This window comes from Candidatus Bathyanammoxibius amoris (genome assembly GCA_024451685.1).
Lineage (GTDB): Bacteria > Planctomycetota > Brocadiia > Brocadiales > Bathyanammoxibiaceae > Bathyanammoxibius > Bathyanammoxibius amoris.
The window spans coordinates 69,479-76,374 of the sequence record JAMXCW010000005.1 but is presented as its reverse complement, the minus strand read 5'-3'; the positions used below and the strand labels follow the sequence as shown (position 1 = coordinate 76,374).

Below are 6,896 nucleotides of genomic sequence, written 5' to 3'. Positions count from 1 at the left end.
CAAGATTCACTCCCAAGCTTAAGATCTCCGCCTCGCCATAGGTGAGGGGTGGCTATTTCTCTTATATCTTGCACGCGTCTAGGCGTACAGTCCATCTGCCCCCTAGGCAGATGGAGACGAGGCGGATAAACTCTTTATTCTCTGTCTATTTTCAGTGTCAAGATTCACTCCCAAGCTTAAGATCTCCGCCTCGCCATAGGTGAGGGGTGGCTATTTCTCTTATATCTTGCACGCGCTCAGGCGCACAGTCCATCTGCCCCCTAGGCAGATGGAGACGAGGCGGATATATTCTCTTTTAATATCTTACGAGGCCGTTTATTTTTTGATACTGGCAATCTCCTTACGTAGCTTTCCGCGTGGGTTTTTCCATCTCACATCTATATATTCCATATTACTAATCTTCGAGCCTTCCAGTTTCACCACACTGTAGAGGTTCTCCAGTTTCTCACTGTCAGAGAGTTCATCCACCTGTTGACAAAGCGTGGAGCAACCCCACTTTATTGCGACGCCGCTACTTGTCCAAAGAATTATGTCGCTCTCTCCCATTGTTCTTCCCAGACCTACATTGCTAACGTCTACAACCTTTATCCCCAACAGTCTATGTGCGTTATTGTTCTTCAAGAACTTCACAAGTTTCAAACCGGCCTGGACTCCAACGTTGTCTAAACACTCCCCGGGTCTTGGGCTTTTTCTTATGTGCGCGGATTGTATATAGGGAGTCTCGGCCTGATCAGACGGCCAGGAATAATAGCTTGTCGGTAGTACCACGCCCTCATCATCAAGGAGATGGTACGCGCCGTTTTTCCTCAAGACGGCTACCGGTTTCCTGATCTCAAGCTTTACGTTGAGTTTGTCAGGAAACCCCTTCTTCACTGAATGTACTTTCAAAACCCATGGATTCTTTTCTAATATTTCCGCCACTTTTGCGGTCAGGTCTTTCTCGAAGAGGCTCCTTCCCAGCAGTCCCTTCGTATTCCTTATCTCTTTCAGTAACGCAGGTTTCGCTTCATCCACGGGAAAGACAGACAACGAGACGCTCCGTACGCTAAAGTCCTCCATAACCGTAAAATGCCGCCAGCCTTCGTAAGTAGCCCAACCCAGAAGGCCGATACAGACCACAAGAAGGCTGATATGAAAAGACATCGACTCTATTGTGCCCTTCAACCTTCCGGTATTGACTACGTTTCTATCTCTTGCGATAGCTTTCATATCATACCCCTACGCACTCAAGGTTCTCGCTTCTTCTCTCTACGTGTTGCAGGTCTTTCAGCGCAAGTGATATGATTCTCTCACACAGCTCCTGAAAGCTCATCCCCGCAGCCTCTGCCGCCTTGGGCACCAAACTCCTTTCCGTCAAACCGGGAATCGTATTGACCTCCAGAATATACAGCTCCATGTCGTCACTCAGGATCATATCCACCCTTGAGAACCCCGAACAATCCAGCTTTCGGTGGGCACTAAGGGCCAGTTGTTGTGCTCTTTCATAAATATCTTTTGGGACATCAGGGGCAGTTATGTAACACGTACCCTTATCCTCATACTTTGCGCTGAGGTCGTAGAACTCCCTTCCAGGCCTTATTTCAATGACAGGTAAAGCCTCTTCGCCAAGAATCCCAACGGTAAGCTCCCTGCCTGCGATATAGCTTTCAATAACTGCATTTTCATCATAACGGAAGGCCGTCTCGAGGGCTCCAGACAACTCCGGGACGTTATGGACAATCGACACGCCCACACTGGAACCGCCCGTAGAGGGTTTCGTTACCAGTGGCATTGGTAGTTTCTCAAGCAGAAGACCTTCCAGTTCTTGTATCGGGCGGCCCCTCCTCAGGGTCATAAACTTCGGAGTAGGCAGTCCCGACAGGACAAACATCCACTTTGTCTCTATCTTGTCCATCGCCATCCTGCTGGCAGGTACGCCGGAACCGGTGTAGGGAATCCCTCTGGACTCCAGCAGTCTCTGGATACCTCCGTCCTCCCCGAAGCATCCGTGCATGGCGATAAATGCCACGTCAATATCGAGGCCGTCCAATTCCCCGACTTCCTCATCATTAACCACGACGGGCGTTACCGCATAGCCCGCTTCTTCCAGGGCCTTCACCACTGCACGGCCGGATGAGAGGGAAACCTCCCTTTCAGGAGACATACCCCCCATGAGCACCGCCACTCGCTTACCCATTTGTCCGTCCGGCACATAAACGGGCTTACTCGCGGCGGGAAGAAAGGCTTGTCCTGTTACCATGTCTTTATCTCCATGTCTAATAGAAGGCCAATCCGCCTCTTTACCTCTTCTCTTATCCTATGGATAAGCTCAAGTATCTGGGAGGCCGTCGCCGAACCCAGGTTAACTATAAAGTTTGCGTGCTTGCACGAGACCGTAGCGTCACCAACCCTCGAGCTCTTAAGGCCCGACTTGTCTATCAATGCGCCCGCACTATAACCTTTCGGGTTCTTAAAGATGCAACCCGCGCTCCTGGCATCTAATGGTTGTGTCTTCCTTTTTTCACTAAAAAGATCCCACATTCGCTTCAAAATGGCGTCCTTGCTACCTGCCTTCAGTTCGAGCTCTACTTCCAGTATTATCTGGTTAGAGATACTGGAGGTGCGGTAACCAAAGTCAATCTCATCACCTTCGTAGTGATAAAGCTCCCCGTCGTAGCCCACGGCCGTCACGCCCCTGACACAACTTCCGATGGTGCCGTACCTGCCACCGGCATTCATGGCCACCGCGCCGCCCACACTGCCCGGTACGCCCACGAGCGTCTCCAACCCTTCCAGTTCCAGGTAAGCCGCCCCGCGGACCAGCCTCGACAGGCTTGCACCTCCGCCGCAAACTATAACCTCAGAATCTTTTCGCCTTATTCTGTTGAAGTACTGACCGTTCAAATGCACTACCATACCCCTTACGCCACTGTCCGATATCAATAAGTTACAACCCTTGCCCAAGACATATGTATCCAGCCCCTGTTCGTTTCCGTAACGCAAGGCATCCTGGAGCTGAGACACGCCGGAAGGTTCAACAAATACATCAGCACTACCACCCACCCCGAATGAAGTATATTGACACAAAGGATGTTCATACTTAAAGGCCCCATCAGTCAATGCCCTTACCATTGTATCTGTCCTTTAAAATAGAAACTAACTCCACCCCTACTTGCCATACGTTACCGGCCCCTATGGTCATCACTACGTCCCCCGGGTGTATGCGTGAGGATATCTCCTTTGCGACATTATCAAGACCCGGCACGTAGAAGGCCTTTATCCCCACACCCCTGGCCTCTAAAAGGAGGTCCATAGAACTCACAGAGTTCATGTCCTTCTGGCTGTCTCTTGCCGGATAAATGTCGGTAAAAACTGTCATATCCGCCTTCTCAAACGCCCTGGCTAGAGCCTTCAGCATCGTACGCGTCCGTTTGTACTGGTGTGGCTGAAAGGCGCACCACAGCCTCCTCCCCGGGAAGAACTCCCTGGCCGCCTGGAGCGTCACACTAATCTCGGTGGGGTGGTGTCCGTAGTCATCTACCACCGTTATATCCCCTATCGTGCTCAGCACCTCGAAGCGGCGCTTAACCCCTGCAAAATTTGAAAGCGCCTCTCTAATAACGTCTTTATCAACACCCGCGTTATGACTCACGGCTATGGCTGCGAGCGCGTTCATCACGTTGTGTGCGCCGGGAAGCTTCAAACTGAATTCTCCATAGGGCCTGTCCCGATGAAACACACGGAAGCCACTCTTTCCGTCTTCAATTACAGGAGTCGTTGCAGTCCAGTCAGCCGCATAATCCACAGAGTAGGTCTCCACCCTTGAAGATAAATTCTCAACCGCCTTTCTAACATTGTCGTCTTCACCCGACACTACCAGCAAACCATCTTCAGGTACTTGAGACGCAAATTTGTGAAAGGCCTCCACCAGTTCCTCCATGTCACAGTAGTAGTCGAAGTGTTCTCCCTCTATGTTTGTAATGACACCTACGTGCGGCGAGAGGTTAAAGAAAGACCTGTCATATTCACAGGCTTCCACCACAAAATGTTCGCCACTTCCCATGCCCGAACTACCACCAAGCTCCAACACCTCTCCCCCTATGACAAAGCTGGGGCACAGGCCAGCCGCCTTAAGTACCACAGTGATAATGGCCGAGGTCGTTGTCTTGCCGTGGGTGCCGCTTACCGCTATCCCGGTCTTTTCGCCCATCAGCACGCCCAGTGCCTGCGCGTACTTTACCACCTTGATGCCGTGCCTGCGGGCGACCCTCAACTCCTCGTTGTCGCTGCCTACCGCCGACGTGGCAATAACCAGTGCCGTGTCAGGCCTTATCCAGGAACCGTCCTGCCTCAGGGTTATGCTCGCGCCCATATTCTCCAGCGCAAAAATCGCCGGCGTAAGCTGCAGGTCGGAACCGTAGACACTGCATCCACCTTCAATCAACACCTTTGCTATAGCACTCATACCCGTACCGCCTATACCAACAAGGTATACTTTACGCCCCTTTAATGAGCTCAATGCCCCTTTGGTTACGTCGTCTGCAGTGATAAGTTTCGGCATATCTTCCCGTTCTCATCCCTTTCCAGTAGTTTCAGAACAATATCCACCACCTCTTGAGCGGCCCCCGGCATGCCCATAGACCTCGACGCAAGGCCCATCCTGCTTAGCCTCCCTCGATCTCCCAGGAGCTCAAAAAAGACCTTTGAAAGACTCTTCTGTGTTAAAAAACGTTCCTCCAGAAGTACCGCCGCATCCCTTTTCGAGAGTTCCAGCGCGTTCATATGCTGGTGTTTATCCGTGCCATGTGGATACGGAATCAGCACCGCAGGGACACCTCGCGCCGTAAGCTCGGCCAGGGTAGTAGCCCCTGCTCTGGAGACCGCCAGGTCCGCCACGCTATAGGCGGCACCCATCTCATCAAGAAAATCATACACCCTTGCATCAATACCGGCGGCTTCATACGCACGCTTTACCCGCAGATAGTCCTCGCTGCCGGTACAATGGATTACCTGTATATCATGGTGTTTCTTCGCTAGCTCCGGCAGACAACCGGTCACCGACCTGTTTATCGCGGCCGCCCCCTGGCTACCTCCCAATATAAGTATGGTGATCTTCCCGGGTGAAAGCCCAAACAACTCAGCCGCCTTGCCCCTCTCATAGCTGAATACCTCCTTCCTCAGTGGCGTACCCGTGAAGTGAAGTTTCTTCACGTCTCTGCAACACGCTAACGTCTTGGGAGAAGGCCTGTGACACAACACCAGGTCGGCAAACCTGGACAGGAGCCGGTTAGCCTTACCTGGAACCACATTCTGTTCAAGTATTATCACAGGCACCTTGAAGAGAAACGCGCCTACTACTGGGCCCAGTGAAGCGTAACCGCCAAGACCAAATACGGCGTCCGGCCTTAGCTCCTTTAAGGTCCACAAAGATTTAAACAGACTCAAAAAGAATCCATAAACAAATACGACTGCATTCGCTATGGAACCTTTCCACCCGGTGCCCTTCAGACTGACGAACCCAAACCCTCTGTCCCGCAGGCATCTTTTTTCAATGGCGTTCCCCGTGCCGAAAAACGATATATCCGCTTCAGGAAGACGAGACTTTATTTCTTCTGCCGTAGCTATACCAGCCATAAGATGTCCACCGGTACCACCACCAGCAAATACAACTTTCAAGGTCTTACCATCCCTTCTATTTTTTTGTTAGTAAACACCTTCCTGCCCCATGCAGGTCTTACCGGTCTTTGCTCCATAACACCCTCTCCACGGGCGGAGGTTCTCCACGGCCGGCCAAGAAAGGCCCCTTCCGCCTCATAACGTCTCGCAACACTTAGCAAAAGCCCGACGGCAATCAGGGAGGAAAGAATAGAAGACCCGCCCGAACTTATAAACGGCAGCGCAATACCCTTTGTCGGCACACAGCCTAACGCCACCGCCATATTGAAAGCCGCCTGATACCCAATCATGAAGGTAACGCTCAGCGCCAGCACATGACCAAAGTGATCTTTAGCCCTATTAGCCACTCTCAGACCCTGCCAGACAAAGACGGCAAAAACCGCCAGCACCCCGAACGTGCCCAGAAAACCGGTCTCCTCGCCAAGCACGGCAAATATGAAATCGCCGCTGCTTTCGGGCAGGAAGAGGAGCTTCTGGTGCCCTTCCCCAAGACCCTTGCCAGTCAGACCTCCCGAGCCCAGCGCAATCCATGACTGTATCAGGTGATAGCCCCCGCCACTGGAATCGCCCCAGGGGTCCATAAACGCAAGCAGCCTGGCCCTCCTGTACGGCTCCAGATACGCAAGCAAGCCAATAACGGGCAACGCCGCCGCAGCCGTAATACCCACATAACTCCATCTTGTGCCTGCCACCACCATAATCATCATGCCCAGGGCGGCCATAAAGGTGGCGGTGCCAAAGTCCGGTTCAAGTACCGTAAGGCCGGTAAGCCCCGCTATGACAGCTAGTGGAATGAGGAAGCCCCTGATTAGTTCGTGCATCCGGTCGCGATTATTTGCGGCCCAGCTGGCCAGAAATAATATCATGCCCAGTTTTGCAAATTCCGATGGCTGGAAGCCTATCAACGAGCCAAACCTTATCCACCTCCTTGCCCCACCGTGAACGTTCCCGATGCCCGGTATAAGAACCAGTATCAAGCCAAAGACGGCCAGACCCAGAATAATGTAGGCTATGAGCGGCGGCTCAAGTCTCCAGTAACCCAGCCACATAATGCCAACCATCGCCCCCACGCCAATCACAAGCCCTATCGTATGTCTAACGAGCACCCCGTAACCGCTACTCTTTATCCCTATGGAGGATGCCCAGTCGGAACTGTATACCATCAACATACCCACCCCAAGGAGACAGGTCACAAGGCATATTATTAATCCAGATGGTTCATTTAGTCGCATTGCCAACTT

Annotated in this window: 6 protein-coding genes; all 6 read right to left on the bottom strand. The window is 52.1% G+C overall.

Translation table 11 applies throughout. The features are described 5' to 3' along the window. Positions 1 to 315: 315 nt before the first annotated feature. The 6 genes from NOU37_04535 to ftsW are packed head-to-tail and all read right to left on the bottom strand — an operon-like array spanning position 316 to position 6,887. On the bottom strand, positions 316 to 1,209 hold the full coding sequence (locus NOU37_04535) for a hypothetical protein (GenBank protein MCQ4574493.1): 894 nt from the start codon (positions 1,207 to 1,209) through the stop codon (positions 316 to 318). Position 1,210: 1 nt separating this feature from the next. Beyond that, positions 1,211 to 2,239 (bottom strand): D-alanine--D-alanine ligase, encoded by a 1,029-nt coding sequence (locus NOU37_04530; protein ID MCQ4574492.1) that lies wholly within the window; start codon positions 2,237 to 2,239, stop codon positions 1,211 to 1,213. Then, positions 2,233 to 3,111 (bottom strand): UDP-N-acetylmuramate dehydrogenase, encoded by an 879-nt coding sequence (murB, locus tag NOU37_04525; protein ID MCQ4574491.1) that lies wholly within the window; start codon positions 3,109 to 3,111, stop codon positions 2,233 to 2,235. Before murB ends, NOU37_04530 begins: the two co-directional genes overlap by 7 nt. Continuing rightward, on the bottom strand, positions 3,092 to 4,540 hold the full coding sequence (gene murC, locus NOU37_04520; protein ID MCQ4574490.1) for a UDP-N-acetylmuramate--L-alanine ligase: 1,449 nt from the start codon (positions 4,538 to 4,540) through the stop codon (positions 3,092 to 3,094). The genes murB and murC overlap by 20 nt, the downstream gene beginning before the upstream one ends. After that, positions 4,510 to 5,655 carry an undecaprenyldiphospho-muramoylpentapeptide beta-N-acetylglucosaminyltransferase gene (murG, locus tag NOU37_04515; protein ID MCQ4574489.1) on the bottom strand — a complete coding sequence of 382 codons (1,146 nt, stop codon included), beginning with the start codon at positions 5,653 to 5,655 and terminating at the stop codon, positions 4,510 to 4,512. Before murG ends, murC begins: the two co-directional genes overlap by 31 nt. Continuing rightward, positions 5,652 to 6,887: a putative lipid II flippase FtsW gene (gene ftsW / locus NOU37_04510; protein MCQ4574488.1), complete on the bottom strand. Its 1,236-nt coding sequence runs from the start codon at positions 6,885 to 6,887 to the stop codon at positions 5,652 to 5,654. Before ftsW ends, murG begins: the two co-directional genes overlap by 4 nt. Between the last annotated feature and the right edge of the window lie 9 nt (positions 6,888 to 6,896).